We start from the raw sequence: 15,409 nt of genomic DNA on the forward strand, positions 1-15,409 counted from the left end.
CGAACCCCCGGCCCGGGCGCTCCTGCCTCCTTCGCGCCGGTCGCGGCGCGCGACGGGCCCGGGCCGCCTGGTGCCGGTAGGTTGAGCGGATGCGCGTCGTCATCGCCGGAGGCCACGGCAAGATCGCCCGTCTGCTGGAGCATCACCTCGCCGAGCGCGGCGACACCGCCGTCGGCCTCATCCGCAACCCCGACCAGGCGCCCGCGCTGCGCGCCGCCAGCGCCACCCCGGTCGTCTGCGACCTCGAACACGCCGACGTCACCGAACTCGCCGGGCACCTCGACGCCGCCGACGCGGTGATCTTCGCCGCCGGCGCCGGTCCCGGCAGCGGCGTCGCCCGCAAGGACACCGTCGACCGGGCCGCCGCCGCGCTGCTCGCCGACGCCGCCACCCGCGCCGGCATCCACCGCTACCTGCTGGTCTCCTCGATGGGCGTGGACGACCCACCCGCCGACGGCACCGACGACGTGTGGGCGGCGTACCTGCGGGCCAAGCGAGCCGCCGAGGACGACCTACGTACCCGTGACCTGGCCTGGACGGTGCTCCGCCCCGGCCGGCTCACCGACGACGCGCCCACCGGACGCGTCACCCTCACCCGGCACGCCGGCCGTGGCGCGATCAGCCGCGCCGACGTCGCCCACGTCCTCGCCGCGCTCCTCGACACGCCCCACACCGCCGGCGCGACCCTGGAACTCGTCGGCGGCTCGACGCCGATCACCGACGCCGTCCACGCCGCCCGCACCTGAGCGGGCCGCCCCGGGTGGGGGCCGCTCGTGGCGGACCCCACCCGGGAAGCAATCACCGCTGGTGGTGACGCGGCAGCGCCGCCTGCCCCGACGCACCGCCCACGAACGGCGCCCCCGGCGTCTGGCTCGCGATCCGGTCCATCGTGCGCGCCAACTGCTCACTGCCGTCGTCGAGATGCCGTGCCGCCGCCTGCATGTGCGACACCATCATCTCCCCGAAGATCCGCAGCGCCTCCCGGGTCGCCACCGTGTCGTCGAAGCTCGACCCGGCCGACGCGCGGTACTCCGTCACCGCCCGCTCGGCCTCCTGCTTCGCCTCCTCCGCCGCAGCCCGCATGTAACTCTCGTACTGCACCCGGGCGTACTCGGCGACCCGCCGCGCGTAGTCATGCGCCTGCGCGATGATCTGCTCCGCCTCGCGCTGCGCCGCCGAGAGCAGATTCACCTCCTTGGCCGCCGGCGTCTTCGCCGCCGCATCCGCGCTCGGGATCACCCCGTGCCGGTGCAACTCCACCCGGTCGGTGAGGCGCTCATTCTCCGCCCGCAGATTCGCGATCTGCGTCGCCATCAGATCGAACTCGTCGGCGACCTGCACCCGGAACCGGTCCACGTCGGCGCTGTCGTAGCCACGCCGCGTGAACGGCGCCGCTCCGAACTCCCACCGCCGGACCCGGTCGGCCGTCATCCGCACCTGCACACCACCGGAAACCTGCACACCGTCGTACCGGCTGATCGGGGTCGCGCTCACTGCTCACCCCTTTCGTTTGACTGCTGCTGCACCGACGTACGCCAGGACGCGCCGTACCACTGCGCACCCAGGCCCTCGTGGTGCACCTGACCCGCCTGATAGCCCGCCCGGGCCAACGCCTGCACCGAATGCGACACCATCTCGTCCGACCCGCACACGTACACGTGCCGCGAACGCCAGTCACCATCACCCAGCGCCCGATCCACCGCGTGCACGAACTCCCCGGGCCGGGTCACGTCCGCACCCTCCACGTACGTCACCGTCAACCACGGACACGACGACGCCAACTTGTCGATCGCGTCGCTGTCGTAGAACTCGCTGCGCGAACGGGCACCCACATACAGGTCCACCCGGCGGCGGGAACCCTCCGCGGCGACCTGCTCCACCAACGCCTTCACCGGCGCCCAGCCGGTGCCCGCCGCCAGCAGCAACAGATCACTGGAACCAGCCGACCACAACGCCAGCCGCTCCCCCACCGGCGCGGCCAGATGCACGACGTCACCCACCGCCGAGCCGTACACCAACCGCGACGACACCGCGCCACCCGGCGCGGCCCGCACGTGCAACTCCAACGTGCCGTCCGCCCGCGGCGCGTTCGCCGGCGAGTAGTACCGCCACGACCGCACCGACGGATGCGACACCCCGATCGACTGACCCGGGACGAACGGCAACAGGTACTGCGGGCGCACCGTCAACACCGCCACGTCGAACGCACGCCGCTCATGGGCCACGATCTCCGCCACCCACCACGGCGGGTTCACCGCCTCCGCGGCCTGCGCCGCCTCCGTCATCACCTGCGCGATCAGCCCGTACGCCGCCGCCCAGTCCTGGGCCAGCTCATCGGTCCACTGCTCCGCCAGGAAATGCTGCAACGTCGCCAGCAGCGCCTCACCGACCGCCGGGTAGTGCTCCGCGCGTACCGCGAACTTGCGGTGGTCCGCACCGAGATCCTGCAGGTAACCCACCACCCGGTCCACCTGGTCCACATGCGACACAATGTGCCCCAGCGCGGTCACCAGGCGGTCCCGCTGACCGGCCATGTTCGTGGGGAACATCTGCCGCGTCTCGGGATGGGCCAGGAACAACGTCGAATAGAAATAGAGCGGCACCTGGTCGCCGTGCGCGGCGACCAGCGACCAACTCTGCTTGAGTCGGGACGCGTCCACGCTCAGGCGCCCGGACGCGTCCCGGTGGCCACCACCTGGTCCTGCACCTGCGCCAGCACCGCCTGCACATCGGTCAGGATGTCCGCCGGCACACCCAACTCGGTCAGCGCCGCGCTCAGGTGCCCACCCACCTTGGCGTAGTGCTCCAGCGTGATGCCCATCGGCTGGTGGGCCTCGGCCAACCCGCGGCCGGCGTACTCGTTCGGGCCGCCCAACACCACCGCCAACATCAGGGCGAGGTGCCGGCGCTGACCCACCATGTCCACAGTGGCGAAGTAGTCAGCCAGGTCGGGATCGGCGAGCACCTTGTCGTAGAACAGCTCCACGGCCGCCTTCACCGCGTTCGCACCGCCGATGCGGTCGTAGTGCGAGACGGGAGCGGTCTCCTGGGTAACCGTCACGGTCGTTCCTTCCAGGGTGAGAAATCGCGCCGGGCAGCGCGGAGGGGCATCGGCCCATCGGAGCGGCCCCGCTAGTCACGACGTCGCGCCAATTGGCCGTTCGGACCATAGCGTGCCGCCGACCAGCGGTCAGGCCCCCCCTATCCAATTCTCACCAGAGCGCACACACAGAGTCACCAAAGGTGGGCTCACGCTCCACAAGCGGCAACCGCGCAACCACCCACGGCATCCACTGTGGAATCAACCGCCCAGGGAACCACCACCCGGGCCTCCCGGCCTGACCTACCGCCACCAGCCGGTCACGCGAAACCCCGTGAACTCAGCCCGCGCGACGCCGCGCCCGCCGCGCCGCCAACTCGTCGCCCACCGGATCCACATCCGACGCCACCGCCGGCTCCACCGGACCGCTCACCGCCGGCTCCGCCGGCAAATGCGACAACGACCCCTGGATCTCCTTGAAAGCCCCACCGATCGCGATGCCGAACACGCCCTGGCCACCCTGCAACAGGTCAACCACCTCCTCCGGAGACCGGCACTCGTACACCGTCGTCCCATCAGAGATCAGCGTGATCCCGGCCAGATCCTCCACGCCACGCGACCGCAACGCCTCAATCGCCTTACGGATGTTCTGTAGGGACACACCCGCGTCCAACAACCGCTTCACGACCTTCAACACCACCAGGTCGCGGAACGAGTACAACCGCTGCGTCCCCGAACCCGACGCGTCCCGCACGCTCGGCACCACCAGCGTCGTACGCGCCCAGTAATCCAACTGCCGATAACTGATGCCCACCGCGTGACATGCCGTCACACCTCGGTAGCCCACCGAACCGTCACTCTCAGTTGCCGCGCCGGGCGACGACGCGCCCGGCGCGCTCAACTGTGTACCCGGATCGGAATCCTGCGGTTCGTGCATCCGGACAACCTCCCCGTCAGTGCGGCGACGCGTCGTTTCCGGGACGCGCACCCCTCGACACGGCAACCCTATCGCCACGCTCAGGGGTTACCGCGGAGGAACCGGCACGACACGCCGCGCAGCCACCGAGAAAGATCACCAACCGCCCGGGGCATCACCCACAGTGACAGCCACCCGGAACCGAGCCCGTCAGCCCGCGAAATCCTCCGGACGCACCTGCTCCAGGAACTCGCGGAACTTCTCCACCTCGTCCTCCTGCTCGTCAGGGATAACGATCCCCGCCTCGCTGAGGACCTGCTCCGCACAACGAATCGGCGCACCAACCCGCAACGCCAACGCGATCGAATCGCTCGGCCGCGCCGACACCCGCACCCCATCGCCGATCAACAGATCCGCGTAGAACACGTTCTCCTTGAGCTCGGTGATCTCCACCGCCTGCAACGGCGCCTGTAACGCCGCCAACACGTCCCGCAGAAGATCATGCGTCAACGGACGGGCCGGCTTGACCCCCTGCTGCTCATAAGCGATAGCCGTGGCCTCGACCGCGCCGATCCAGATCGGCAGATAGCGGTCGCCCTCGACCTCCCTGAGCAGGACGATCGGCTGGTTGCTGGGCAGCTCCACCCGAACTCCGACCACGCTCAGCTCGCGCACCGCCGCCTCCGTGTCGTTGTCACCTACGCCGCACCGCGCCTTTCCCTGCACGGTACACGGACCGCGACACGGCCGTCCCATGCGCTACAGCACCACGCCCGCGCCAGAAAGGGGTTACCCCGGCAAGCCTACGGCACGCTTCCCGACAGAGATCTTTCCGCTCCGCCGCCGCCCACCGGGCACCCTCACCGACCCAACGTCGACCGCAGACCCACCCGCACCAACGCCGCGTGCAGCTGCTCGGACAACGCCACCAACTCCCGCGCCGTCTCCGCCGCCCGCGCCCGCGCCGCCGGATCACTCTGCCGCGCCAACGGCGCCACCAACTGCGCGAACAACCCGACCTCACGGTCCGCCGCGCTCCGGTAACCCCGCAGGTGCCGCGGCTCCAACCCGTACGCCGCCAACCCCGCCACCGCCGACGCGATGATCAACGCATCCGCGTCATACCACCCCGGCGGATCCGACACGAGCACACCGAGCCGCTCCAACTCCGTCAACGTCGACTCGTCGATCCCACTACGGGCCACCAGATCAAGCCGGCCGAGCCGCACCTGCGACGACTCGGCCGGCTCCACCGACTCCCGACCCGGCACCGCACCATCAGGACCCACCGCGACCAACGACGGCCGCGAACGCCCCGGCTGCTCACCGGACGAATCCCACTCCGCCAACTGCTCACGGATCACCCGCAACGGCAGATACCGGTCCCGCTGCGCGGCCAGCACGAACCGCAACCGCGCCACATCATCCCAGCTGTACTTCCGGTAACCCGCCGCCGTCCGCTGCGGCTCAACCAGCCCCTCGGCCTCAAGGAACCGCAGCTTCGAAATCGTGGTATCCGGGAAATCCACCCGCAACTGCCCCAGCACCTCACCGATGCTCATCAGCGGCTGGGACCGGGCCGCCCCGGGTGGCGTGGAGGCCGCAGGCTCGTTCACCCCCGGCCGGCCTCCTCCTCCGGGCGCGGACCGGCGATGAACACCACCCGGAACTTACCGATCTGAACCTCGTCACCATTGCTCAACGTGGCCGCCTCGACCCGCTCACGATTCACGTACGTGCCGTTGAGGCTGCCCACATCCCGCACCGTGAACGTGCCACCGTCCCGATGGAACTCCGCATGCCGACGCGACACCGTCACGTCGTCGAGGAAGATGTCACTGTCCGGGTGCCGGCCACTGGTCGTCACATCGTGGTCCAACAGGAACCGGGCACCCGCATTCGGACCGCGACGAACCACCAGCAGCGCCATACCGGGCGGCAGCGAACCGGACATCCGGCTCGGCACCACATCGGTGTCCGGCCCCTCCAGCACTTCGTCGAGCGAACCGAGATTGAGCGTCGAAGTGACGTCGAGCGGGGGGAACTCGTCGTCTGGCCGCGTCATGGGACCACCTCACGGATCTGTTCGGTCGGCGTCGGGTAATGGCGGGTCTGGCCGCCGGGCACTCGAACACCCGGCGGCTGGCTCCCCGTGCCCGGGAAGGCAATTCCGCAACGCTCAACTAATGGTTTCTTCTCGGTCGACTGGGCGAGCCTAGCCAGCGCCGAAATGCAGGGCAACCGGACGCGCGCAGACAACACGCCCGCCGGATCAAGCACACTCAGCCTTCGGTGATCTTCTGGTACGCACCCGCCGTCAGCAACCCGTCCACCGCGGTCGGATCATTCGGCGTGATCTCCACCAACCAACCCGCACCATACGGATCAGTGTTGATCAGCTCAGGAGTGTCACCCAGCGCCTCGTTGCGCGCCGCCACCGTACCCGCCACCGGCGCGTAGATCTCCGACACGCTCTTGGTCGACTCGATCTCACCCAACGAATCACCGGCCGCTACCACCGCACCGACCTCGGGCAACTGCACGTACACGATGTCACCCAGCGCGTCCTGCGCGAAGTGCGTGATGCCGATCCGGGCCGAACCCGTGCCGTCACCCGCCACCCACTCATGCTCGGCGGTGTATCGCAGATCCTCGGGAATCACCAGACGCGTCCTCATCCATCGGTGCCCCGGACCACCCGGGCCCGGCGCGGCCGCGCCGGTCAGGAGACCGGACGGGCGTGTTCCAACTTGATCGGCAGGTGCAGCGCCGAAACCTCGGCAACCTCACGCTCCCCAAACGTCACGTTACCGCCGTCACCCCGGACCGACGCGACCACCCCGCCAGGAATGTTCAACGCCGTACGCATCGTCGCCGGATCACCGATCACCGTGATCGTGAACGGCGCCGACAACCGCCGCCCCTCCACCACCAACGACCCGTTCTCCCCATCCAGGAAGTACGTCGACGCGATGACCCGCACCGTCGCCCGGTCACCACCGGAGATCTGCATCGCCTCCGCGCCGGCACCCCGCAACTCCTGCACCGCGTCCAACACCCGGTTCGCCGAGATCGGCTTGGCTCCACCGTAGAACTGCACCGTCAACCCCGGGCCCACCGCCGGCAACGTGCCCGCCAGCACACCCAGCTCATCAGCCCGACGGGTCGCCTCGTCCAACGCCGCCTGACGACCCTGCTCACCCGAGGCCAACTGCCGCTGGCTGTCCTCCAACGCCCGGATGTCCTGCTGAAGACGGTTCTCCCGCGCATCCAGATCCGACAGGATCCGCACCAGGTCCTCCTGACGCGTCGCCCCCAACGTCGGATCCGTCGACGTCGTCTTCAACTGCACCACCAGCGTGAAGCCCAGCAACGCCAACAACGCCGCGATCATCACCCCGGCCGTACTCAACCGCCACCGGCCCGCCACCACCGGCCCGGCCCGCCGCACCGGCAGCTCCTCCAGCCCGTCCGTCCGCTCGACCGGCTGCTCCGACCGCGACACCGCGCTCAGATCCACCGTCGCGCCCTCGTCATCGACCGGCGCCGCCCCGGGCTCCACAGCCGGCGACTCCGGCTCCACCGGGCCGTGCGGCGCCAACGGGCTCAGCTCGTCCGGGTCCGGCGCATCCGGCCGAGGATCCGGCTCACCCGCCGGCCCACCCGGACGCGCCGGACCCGCCGGCTGCGGCCAACCCGTCCCCGTCTCCGTCTGCTCGTCGCTCATCGCGTCAAACCTACGCCCGGAACAGGTGCCGACGGATCGCCGCCACGTTCCCGAAGATCCGCACACCCAACACGACGACCACACCAGTGGACAACTGCCCGCCCACCCCCAACTGGTCACCCAGATACACGATCAGACCCGCCACCAGCACATTCGAGATGAACGACACCACGAACTGCTTGTCGTCGAAGATGCGGTCCAACTTCGCCCGCACCCCCCCGAACACCGCGTCCAACGCGGCAACCACCGCGATCGGCAGGTACGGCTGCAACGCCGCCGGCACCGTGGGATCAAGCCACACCCCGAGCACCACACCGGCGAGCAACGCCAGCACCGCGATCATCGGCCACCTCCGGAAGGGCTAGCGGTCGCCGGGGAACCCGACGACCCGGGACTGCCGGGACTGCCGGACCGGCCACCCGACACGGACGGGCTCGGACTGACCGACGGCTTGGCGTAGCGTAGCTGCGGCTCCGGAGCCGCCGGCAGGGTGAGGTCATCGGCACCCCGCACACCGAACGACAGACCGGTCTCCTGCGCCACCCGCCGCATCAACGCCGCGCTACGGCTGTCGTCGAACGCGCGCCGCATCGACCCCGGCCCGATCGCCGACACCTCGTACGGCCCGGTCACCGGCCGGAAATCCACCAGGATCGCCTCACCCGCCGAACGGATCGTCGACGTCGAGGTCAACCGCTGCCCGTTGATGGCGACCGCCTCCGCACCGGCACTCCACAACGCGTTCGCCACACCCTGCAGGTCGCTGTAGAGCACCCGCGGCGGCCCCGCGCCCGCACCGGTCACCGCGTCCGCCTTACCCGGCGCGTCCGCCAACCGCACCACCACGCCGTCGCCGCGCACCCGACCGAACCCGGTGCCCGCCTCCAGGTCCCGCAGCCGCGCCGCCGCCGACCCGCTCAACGCCGCGTCCCGCTGCCGGTTGACCTCCTCGCGCAGCTGGTCCGCACGCGTGGACAACCGGTCGGTCTGACTCTCCCGATCCTTGATCTGCGTCACCAACCCGGAGCGCGCCTGCGCGCGCCCCGGCTCGTCGGCCATCGTCTGCCGGTACGCGACCGCGAACAGGAAACCCAGCACCAGCACCACGAACAGGCTGATCGAACGCCCCGACCAGGCCCGCCAGCCCTGGGACGGCTCCGACGAACCCCTCCGCCGGCGCGCCGCTGCCGCGTCGGCGTACCCCGGGTCCAGCGGGTTGCGGAACAGCTCGGTGAGGAAGTCCGGCGCGTACACCCGATCCGGGCGGGGCCGCTCGGGCGGCGTCGCGCTCACGCCGCCGCTCCCGGGTCACGCGCCGCGCGCACCAGGCGCGCCGCCTGCACCACGTACATCGCGCCGGCCACCCAGTAGAGCACCAGACCCCACCAGGCCAGGCCCCAGCCGATGGCGGCGGCGGCCGTGGCCACGCCGGTCGCCGCGGTCGCCAACAGCAGCACCGGGAACGCCGCCAGCAGCAGGAAGGTGGCGGTCTTGCCGACGTAGTGCACCGGAGGCGGGCCGTACCCGTAGCGGCGCAGCACCGCCAGCGAGCCGAGCAGCAGCAGCTCCCGGGCCAGCAGCGCCGCGGTGAACTGCCACGGCACCACCTCCCGGACGGTGAAGGCGATCAGGGTGGCGAGAATGTAGAGCCGGTCGGCCAGCGGGTCGAGCAGCTCCCCCAGCCGGCTCACCTGGCGCAGCCGGCGGGCGATCCAGCCGTCCACCCAGTCGGTGGTGCCGCCGATGGCCAGCACGACCACGGCCGCCACGTCCGCGCGGGCCACCAGGAACAGGTAGAGGAAGATCGGCACGCCCAGCAGTCGCCCGAAGCTGATCAGGTTGGGCAGGGTGAGCACCTGGTCGCCAGGAGTCTGGTCGTCGATGTCCCGTGGGTGCTCTTCCCGAGCCGGCCGACGCGACACCGAACCTCCTTCACGGCACGCTCCGGCACCCGGCCGTCGTCGGGCGCGGCGGAGGTCGTACGCGCTGTCGGGCCGGCAACCACCGGCTCCCCTGCGGCCCCGGGACGGGACCTCTTCCCTGACGCGGCCCGCGATCGATGATCACGGGCCGGGTAAGTGCGCTGCCACTATATCGGGCTCGCGTCCGGGCCAGGGGTGCCGTTACGCGTGGGTCGGTGCGGCGTTGCTGCATTGTGGCGTGGGTCACCACGCGTAGGGCGTCCTAGGATACTAGTGGAGGGGTGTGGTGCCTCAGGCCGTCTGCACGGCCGACTCGGTCTGCTGCTCCGGCACCGTCTGGGTCGCCGCCCGGGCGAAGGCACGCAGCGCCTGCAACAGGTCGTGCTGCATCCGAGGCGGCATCCGATCCAACACGACCTGCACCGCGTGCTGTCGCCGCTCAGCCAACTCCAGCAGCAGGGTCTGCGCGGCGGCCGTCGGCACCAGCCGCACCTCCCGCCGGTCCCGCGGATCGGCGACCCGGCGCAGCAGACCTGTCGCCTCCAGCCGGTCACAGAGCCGGCTGGCCGACGAGGGCACCACATCCAGCAGCTCGGCCAACCCGTTGACATTGGTCTCCGGCCGGCTGCTGATCAGCGTCAGCACCCGCAGCTGGGTCGGCGGCACCGGATGCCGCGACGCCGCCGAGTCCAGTACGGCGATCAACGTCTCGGCGGCCGCGTCGATCGCCGAGGCGAGATCCTCAGGTCGCTCCACCCGATGTCCCCTGCCGTCGTCGCGCTGGTGCCCGCCCGACGCGGCGGCGATCCTCATGCGCCGTCCCGCTCGCGCGGACCATGCCAATCCAGGCAGACCACGACGGCGTCGTCGCGCAAATCGGAATCCGCGTGATAGGCGTGCAGTTCGCGCATCACCGTACCAACCGCCTCCGTCGCTGGCTGCAACCGCGTGGCACGCAGGGAACGCGCCATCACCCGCTGACCGTACGGCTCCCGGCCCGCCGGCTCCGCGGCCCACACCCCGTCACTGACGACGAAGACCCGCTCACCCGGCGCGAGCTGGAACTCCTGCAGCTCGTAGCGGGTCTCGGCGAACATGCCCAGCGGCAACTGCTGCTCCAGCTCCATCGGCTCGACCGTCGCGCCGCGCATCCGCAGCATGCGCGGCGAGCCGGCGTCGACCGCCCGCGTCAGCCCCGTCCGGATGTCCAACTCCAGCAGCAAGGTGGCCACGTGCCGGCGACCCCGGTGCTGGTAGAAGACCGTGTCCGACGCCAGTTCCGCCTGCTCCACGAGACCACCGCCGGAGCGCCGCGCGTTGCGCATCGCGTTCACCGTGACCGAGGTCAGCAGCGACGCCGCCAACCCGTTGCCCTCGCCGTTGAGCACCGTCAGGGTGAGCCGGTCACCGTCCAACGACCAGTCGAAGTGGTCGCCACCCACCGTGTACGCCGGCTCCAGCTGACCGGCCAGGTGAAACGCGCGGTGCGCCACACTGCGACCCGGCAGCAGGTCCCACTGCATCTCGGCAGCCATGCTGAGCCGCTCGCGTCGGCGGACCCGCCGGTAACGGTCGGTCTCCCGGTCCGCGGCCCGCAGCGCCACCGCCAGGTCGCCGGCGATGTCGGTGGCGCGACCCGTGACGGCAGGGCCGGGCACGGCCGGCAGCTCGATGAGCAGCACGCCGAGCCGCTCCCCCCACACCGTCAGCGGCAGGTAGAGCCGGCACGCGCCGCCGTCGGCGTTGTCGCGCACCGGTTGCTGACTGCTGAAGCAGCGCTGCGCCACGGTGTGGCACGCCAGGAAGCCGGCCGCCGGCAGGTCCGGATCCAGCACCGGCCAGAGCCCGCTGATCCGGTAGTCGGCGACGAACACGTCGGTGCGCACGGCGCCCAGCGCTGCGCGGATCGCCCGGTCCGCGGCTTCCGCCAACTGGTCCGGCGGCGCCTCACGCAGCGCCCGCGACACCACGTCCGGCGCGTCCACCATGCTTGCTCCTCCAGAAACTTGCTGTAGGGCAAGCATCATACGGACGCCGCCGGACCACCGGTCGGCGCGGGTCAGTCGGCGTCGCGCGTGGCCAGCACCCCGTGGAACGCGTCCGGCACCTCGGCCGGCGGGCCGTCCGGCCGCCACCGGTTGACCGGGACGATCCCGTCCGACGTCGGCGTCCACCGCCCCAGCAGTGCCGGGAACGCCGCCGGCGGGCGCATCCGGAACGCCGGCCCCATCATCGCCAGCGCCTGAGGATGCCCGGCCAGCTCCTCGGTGTCGAAATCCACCGCCAGCAGACTGCCCGGCGCCGCCGCCGCGTACAACTCGTCGAGGGTGCGGGTCAGGGTGTCGTCGTCGAGGAACGCGGCGAGACCCAGGAAGACAACCCCGACCGGCCGCCGCCCCCAGCCCGGCACGAAGCGGTGCAGCTGGGCCGGGTCGATGGTGCCGATGTCGGTGGCGTCGCCGTACCCGTAGCCGGCCCGGTCGCTGCCGGCGAGGATGCGCTGCCCCAGCCGGATGGTGACCGGATCCACGTCGGTGTAGAGCACGGTGGCGTCCTCGGCGACCTCGTGCACGTTGCCCATCGTGGGCACCCCCGCGCCGAAGACCAGGAAACCGTCCACGCCCTGCTCGGCGATCGCCCGGACCGCCCGCCCGAGAAAGGCCCGCAGCTCGCGAAAGACCGGCGCACATGGCCCGTACGCCTGCTCGAAGGCGTTGGCGGCGGCCACGTCGACCGGGAAATGATGCTCCCCGCCCAACCAAAAGTCGATCATGCGGGCGGTGCTCGGCTCGGCCGGTTCACCCATCGACGACGCTCCCTCCGGCGATCACCGCCCAGCGTACCGACCCGGACCCGCTGGGCGGTATCGCTCCGCCGACTCGCCCCGCCCGCGATACTGGCCCGGCGGGAGGTGCGCGGTGAACTCGGCGAACAGCGCGGCGGTGGTGGTCGGCGTGGACGGCTCGGAGCCGTCCCTGCGCGCGGTGCGTCTCGCCGCCATGGAGGCCGCCCGTCGGCACCGGCCACTGCGGGTCGTACACGGGTTCATCTGGCCGCTGCTGCACGTGCCGGTCTCCCCCGCGCCGGACGCGCCGCCCGGCGGCGGGCTGCGCCACCAGGCCGAGGAACTGGTCGCCGCCGCGGTGGCCGAGGCCGAGGCTGCCGTGCCCGGCCTGTCGATCTCCGGCGAGATCATCGACGGCGAGGCCGCCGCGGTGCTGGTGGGCGAATCCCCCACCGCGGCGCTCATCGTGCTCGGCGACCGGGGGCTGGGCGGTTTCTCCGCGCTGATCGTCGGCTCGGTTGCGGTGCAGGTCGCCGCGTACGCCGACTGCCCGGTGCTGGTGGCCCGCGGCGACCCGCACCGCCCCGACGAGCCGGTGCTGGTGGGGATGGACGGCTCGGCGGCGTCCCGGCTCGCCGCGGAGTTCGCCGCCGAGACCGCCGTGACGCGCGGCGTGCCGCTGCACGCGGTGCACGCCTACCGGCATCCGGGCAGCAGCGGCCCCGGCGACATGCAACCCCTGGTGTACGACGAGACCGGCCTGCACACCGAGCAGGAGCGGATGCTCACCGGGTGGCTGTCCGGGCTGGTCGAGGACCACCCCGGGCTGCGGCTGACCTGGCGGGCCACACACGGCCGTGCCGGCGCCGTGCTCGCCGAGGCGTCCCGCTCGGCCCAACTGGTCGTCGTCGGCGGGCAGGGCCGCGGCGAGGTGACCGGGTTGCTGCTGGGGTCGGTGAGCCAGTCGGTGCTGCACCACGCGCACTGCCCCGTCGCCGTGCTCCGCGCCCCGCGCTGATACCCGGGGTTGGCCCGCCGCGAGACGGGTAGACGGCCGCGGTATGCCAACGGCGACGAAGGAGGCAGCAGATGCCAGGACCACGGCCGGGAAGCAACGCGTACGACAAGCAGCGGGCGCGGTTGCGCAACGCGATCGACGACTCCGGACGGCGGGTGCCCGACGGCAAGGCCAACCAGGTCGCCAACAAGATCCTCCAGGAGGATCGCGGCCAGCGGGGCGTCGTGCGCGGCGAGCGCACCTACGGCCCCAAGGGTGAGCGCGAACCGGGCGACCCGAAGTGAGGAGGGTCGACCTGGCCGACGGCGCCATCGCGGGCGCGGTCGGCAGCACCGCGCTGAACGTGGTCGGCTATCTGGACATCGCCCTGCGGGCACGGCCGGCGAGCACCACAGCGGAGCAGACCGTCGGTCGGCTGGCCGACATCGCGCACGTGGACCTGGGGTCGGGGCCCCGGGCGGCGACCCGCCGCTCGGGGCTCGGGCCGCTGATCGGCTATGGGCTGGGCATCGCCGCCGGCATGGCGTTCGCGCTCTACGCGGGCGGACGGCGGCAGCCGCTGCCGATGGCCAGCGGCGTGCTCGGCGCCGGCGTCATGGCGATGACCGACGGGTCGATCACCGCGCTGGGCATCAGCAACCCGCGGACGTGGGGGCGCTCCGACTGGATCTCCGACATCATTCCGCACCTGGCGTACGGGCTGACGGCCGCCGCCACCTGGAACAGGTTGCGGCGGCCGTCAGGTCGCGACCGTTAGGCCCGGGTGTCGCTGTCGTCCTCGGCGACCGGCTCACCCGCCGGGCCGTACGGCGACACCTGGCCCTTGGGCACCGGCCGACCGGCGTCCCCGCGCGACGAACCACGGTTGAGCGGGTGCCCGGTCGGCTGGGGCCCCTTGCTGTCCTGACTGGTTGCTCCCTTGGCGTTGCGCCGGAACTCCTCCTGCTGCGGGTTGACCACGGGTGTCTCCCTCCAGGTAGGGCGGGCGGTATCGACCGCCTCCACCGCACGCATACCCGCCCGACCCGGCGCCATTCCGGCCCCGCCGGCCGCCGGGAGGGCTACTCGCCCTCCCGGCGGGTACGCACCGGGCGTGGGCGACGATCGAGCGGTGGTGCGGGTCCTGCTGGACCGGCGTGGCAACACGTACGCGGAGGAGGCCGGGATCCGGCTCTCCGACCGACCCGGGCCGCTGTACCAACTGCTGGTGCTGGCCACCCTGCTGAGCACCCGGATCCGGGCGTGCGTGGCCGTCGACGCCGCGCGGGAGCTGTTCGCGGCCGGCTACCGCACCCCGCAGGCGATGGAGGCGGCCAGTTGGCAGCAGCGGGTCGACGCGCTGGGCCGGGGTCACTACCGCCGCTACGACGAGCGGACCGCCACCATGCTGGGCACCGGCGCCCGACTGTGCCTGGACCGCTGGCACGGCGACCTGCGCAGGCTGCACCGGGAGGCTCAGGGCGATCCGGCCGGGCTGCGTCGCCGGCTCACCGAGTTTCCCGGCATCGGGCCCACCGGCGCGGACATCTACCTGCGCGAGGCCCAGACGGTCTGGTCCGACCTGCGCCCGTACGCCGACCGGCGTGCGCTGGCCGGCGCGAAGCGGCTGGGTCTGCCGGGCTCACCGGATCGGCTGGCCGGGCTGGTCGACGGCCCGGACTTCGGTCGCCTGGCCTCGGCGCTGGTCCGGGTGGCGCTCGGCGAGGAGTCCGCCGGTGAGGTCACCCGGGTCGCCGCCCGGTGAGGCGCTCACTTGACCGTCTTGTCACCCGGGCGGGTCAGGTGCCACACCAGCAGCGCGGCGAGCAGCGCCAGGACGACCAAGCCGCCGGAGATGCCACGGCCCTCCTCGGGGCTGCGGCCGGCGGTGCCGAAGTAGATCACCGCGAGGCCGGCGAGCACGGCGACGAACTTGCGAAACCCTCGGTCCTTCACATACCGCACGCTAGGCGGCGCGACGTCACTTCGGGATGTTTTGGGCGGATCAACCCCCGTTCGGGC

The 15,409-nt window shown here is 71.6% G+C and carries 22 protein-coding genes; 5 read left to right on the top strand and 17 right to left on the bottom strand.

The window, feature by feature from the left end; translation table 11 throughout:
* Nucleotides 1-89 precede the first annotated feature (89 nt).
* Nucleotides 90-746 carry an SDR family oxidoreductase gene (locus ABZ780_RS29970; RefSeq protein ID WP_357488190.1) on the top strand — a complete coding sequence of 219 codons (657 nt, stop codon included), beginning with the start codon at nucleotides 90-92 and terminating at the stop codon, nucleotides 744-746.
* A gap of 52 nt (nucleotides 747-798) precedes the next feature.
* On the opposite strand, the gene ABZ780_RS29975 is transcribed toward ABZ780_RS29970, so the two are convergent.
* The 15 genes from ABZ780_RS29975 to ABZ780_RS30045 all read right to left on the bottom strand — a co-directional run bounded on the left by ABZ780_RS29975 (nucleotide 799) and on the right by ABZ780_RS30045 (nucleotide 12,411).
* Entirely contained in the window at nucleotides 799-1,494 is a 696-nt protein-coding gene (locus ABZ780_RS29975) for a cell division protein DivIVA (protein ID WP_357488191.1), read from the bottom strand.
* A complete protein-coding gene (locus ABZ780_RS29980) occupies nucleotides 1,491-2,660 on the bottom strand; it encodes a globin domain-containing protein (RefSeq protein ID WP_357488192.1) in 1,170 nt (389 codons plus the stop codon). Before ABZ780_RS29980 ends, ABZ780_RS29975 begins: the two co-directional genes overlap by 4 nt.
* 2 nt (nucleotides 2,661-2,662) lie before the next feature.
* A complete protein-coding gene (locus tag ABZ780_RS29985; protein WP_357000969.1) occupies nucleotides 2,663-3,061 on the bottom strand; it encodes a group 1 truncated hemoglobin in 399 nt (132 codons plus the stop codon).
* A gap of 319 nt (nucleotides 3,062-3,380) precedes the next feature.
* Entirely contained in the window at nucleotides 3,381-3,977 is a 597-nt protein-coding gene (locus ABZ780_RS29990) for a MerR family transcriptional regulator (protein ID WP_357488193.1), read from the bottom strand.
* A 189-nt stretch (nucleotides 3,978-4,166) separates the two neighbouring features.
* Nucleotides 4,167-4,631, bottom strand: a complete 465-nt coding sequence (locus ABZ780_RS29995) for a bifunctional nuclease family protein (RefSeq protein WP_007460347.1) — start codon at nucleotides 4,629-4,631, stop codon at nucleotides 4,167-4,169.
* Between the two features lie 185 nt (nucleotides 4,632-4,816).
* The gene (locus ABZ780_RS30000; RefSeq protein ID WP_357488229.1) at nucleotides 4,817-5,518 is read right to left on the bottom strand and encodes a MerR family transcriptional regulator; all 702 of its coding nucleotides are present in this window, start codon (nucleotides 5,516-5,518) and stop codon (nucleotides 4,817-4,819) included.
* Between the two features lie 50 nt (nucleotides 5,519-5,568).
* A complete protein-coding gene (locus ABZ780_RS30005; protein ID WP_007071101.1) occupies nucleotides 5,569-6,021 on the bottom strand; it encodes an FHA domain-containing protein in 453 nt (150 codons plus the stop codon).
* Between the two features lie 217 nt (nucleotides 6,022-6,238).
* Nucleotides 6,239-6,619 carry a glycine cleavage system protein GcvH gene (gene gcvH / locus ABZ780_RS30010; protein ID WP_357000965.1) on the bottom strand — a complete coding sequence of 127 codons (381 nt, stop codon included), beginning with the start codon at nucleotides 6,617-6,619 and terminating at the stop codon, nucleotides 6,239-6,241.
* 59 nt (nucleotides 6,620-6,678) lie between these two features.
* Nucleotides 6,679-7,683 carry a DUF881 domain-containing protein gene (locus tag ABZ780_RS30015; protein ID WP_357488194.1) on the bottom strand — a complete coding sequence of 335 codons (1,005 nt, stop codon included), beginning with the start codon at nucleotides 7,681-7,683 and terminating at the stop codon, nucleotides 6,679-6,681.
* Between the two features lie 10 nt (nucleotides 7,684-7,693).
* A complete protein-coding gene (locus ABZ780_RS30020) occupies nucleotides 7,694-8,026 on the bottom strand; it encodes a small basic family protein (protein ID WP_007460356.1) in 333 nt (110 codons plus the stop codon).
* A complete protein-coding gene (locus ABZ780_RS30025) occupies nucleotides 8,023-8,976 on the bottom strand; it encodes a DUF881 domain-containing protein (RefSeq protein WP_357488195.1) in 954 nt (317 codons plus the stop codon). Before ABZ780_RS30025 ends, ABZ780_RS30020 begins: the two co-directional genes overlap by 4 nt.
* The gene (locus ABZ780_RS30030) at nucleotides 8,973-9,566 is read right to left on the bottom strand and encodes a CDP-alcohol phosphatidyltransferase family protein (RefSeq protein ID WP_357002759.1); all 594 of its coding nucleotides are present in this window, start codon (nucleotides 9,564-9,566) and stop codon (nucleotides 8,973-8,975) included. Before ABZ780_RS30030 ends, ABZ780_RS30025 begins: the two co-directional genes overlap by 4 nt.
* A 330-nt stretch (nucleotides 9,567-9,896) precedes the next feature.
* Complete coding sequence (locus tag ABZ780_RS30035; protein WP_357002757.1) at nucleotides 9,897-10,361, bottom strand: MarR family transcriptional regulator; 465 nt, start codon at nucleotides 10,359-10,361, stop codon at nucleotides 9,897-9,899.
* A gap of 53 nt (nucleotides 10,362-10,414) precedes the next feature.
* Nucleotides 10,415-11,593 (bottom strand): PP2C family protein-serine/threonine phosphatase, encoded by a 1,179-nt coding sequence (locus ABZ780_RS30040; RefSeq protein WP_357000955.1) that lies wholly within the window; start codon nucleotides 11,591-11,593, stop codon nucleotides 10,415-10,417.
* A gap of 71 nt (nucleotides 11,594-11,664) precedes the next feature.
* A complete protein-coding gene (locus tag ABZ780_RS30045; RefSeq protein WP_357000952.1) occupies nucleotides 11,665-12,411 on the bottom strand; it encodes an SAM-dependent methyltransferase in 747 nt (248 codons plus the stop codon).
* Nucleotides 12,412-12,523: 112 nt separating this feature from the next.
* Here ABZ780_RS30045 and ABZ780_RS30050 point away from each other — a divergent pair, with 112 nt between their 5' ends.
* From ABZ780_RS30050 to ABZ780_RS30060, 3 genes are all read left to right on the top strand, one after another.
* The gene (locus ABZ780_RS30050) at nucleotides 12,524-13,408 is read left to right on the top strand and encodes a universal stress protein (RefSeq protein ID WP_357000949.1); all 885 of its coding nucleotides are present in this window, start codon (nucleotides 12,524-12,526) and stop codon (nucleotides 13,406-13,408) included.
* A gap of 71 nt (nucleotides 13,409-13,479) precedes the next feature.
* Nucleotides 13,480-13,692 carry a hypothetical protein gene (locus ABZ780_RS30055; RefSeq protein WP_053661037.1) on the top strand — a complete coding sequence of 71 codons (213 nt, stop codon included), beginning with the start codon at nucleotides 13,480-13,482 and terminating at the stop codon, nucleotides 13,690-13,692.
* Nucleotides 13,689-14,165 (top strand): hypothetical protein, encoded by a 477-nt coding sequence (locus ABZ780_RS30060; protein WP_357000946.1) that lies wholly within the window; start codon nucleotides 13,689-13,691, stop codon nucleotides 14,163-14,165. The genes ABZ780_RS30055 and ABZ780_RS30060 overlap by 4 nt, the downstream gene beginning before the upstream one ends.
* Here ABZ780_RS30060 and ABZ780_RS30065 read toward each other — a convergent pair.
* Nucleotides 14,162-14,368, bottom strand: coding sequence for a hypothetical protein (locus ABZ780_RS30065; RefSeq protein ID WP_357000943.1), 207 nt, complete (start codon nucleotides 14,366-14,368; stop codon nucleotides 14,162-14,164). The genes ABZ780_RS30060 and ABZ780_RS30065 overlap by 4 nt on opposite strands.
* A gap of 133 nt (nucleotides 14,369-14,501) precedes the next feature.
* On the opposite strand from ABZ780_RS30065, the gene ABZ780_RS30070 reads away from it, so the two are divergent.
* Entirely contained in the window at nucleotides 14,502-15,152 is a 651-nt protein-coding gene (locus ABZ780_RS30070; protein ID WP_357000940.1) for a hypothetical protein, read from the top strand.
* A 5-nt stretch (nucleotides 15,153-15,157) separates the two neighbouring features.
* On the opposite strand, the gene ABZ780_RS30075 is transcribed toward ABZ780_RS30070, so the two are convergent.
* On the bottom strand, nucleotides 15,158-15,343 hold the full coding sequence (locus ABZ780_RS30075; RefSeq protein WP_357000937.1) for a hypothetical protein: 186 nt from the start codon (nucleotides 15,341-15,343) through the stop codon (nucleotides 15,158-15,160).
* Between the last annotated feature and the right edge of the window lie 66 nt (nucleotides 15,344-15,409).

This window comes from Micromonospora sp. NPDC047467 (genome assembly GCF_040643095.1).
GTDB lineage: Bacteria > Actinomycetota > Actinomycetes > Mycobacteriales > Micromonosporaceae > Micromonospora.